Raw genomic sequence first — 234 nt, 5'->3', positions numbered from 1 at the left:
CGAGGCGGCGGCGCTCGCGGAGGCGGGAGCCGACGGGCGGCTGCTCGTGGCGAAACAGAAGTCCGCGCGGGCGACGTGCGCCGTGGCGGAGGACCCGAGGGAGGGACGTGTCATGCCGTCGTACGAGCTGCGCCACCACGGGGACGCGGAGGTGCGCGGGGCCGGGCTCACGGATCTCGCGGTGAACGTGCGCGCGGGGACGCCGCCCGCGTGGCTGCGGGAGCGGCTCGCGGA

At 77.8% G+C, this 234-nt stretch carries 1 pseudogene; it reads left to right on the top strand.

What is annotated here, in order from left to right:
* Nucleotides 1-112: 112 nt before the first annotated feature.
* Nucleotides 113-234, top strand: a pseudogene (locus G3I42_RS38415) (aminotransferase); the annotation flags it as partial.

It is taken from the genome of Streptomyces sp. SID11385 (assembly GCF_010548245.1).
In the GTDB taxonomy this organism is placed as follows: domain Bacteria; phylum Actinomycetota; class Actinomycetes; order Streptomycetales; family Streptomycetaceae; genus Streptomyces.
This window is presented reverse-complemented; position numbering and strand designations above follow the sequence as displayed.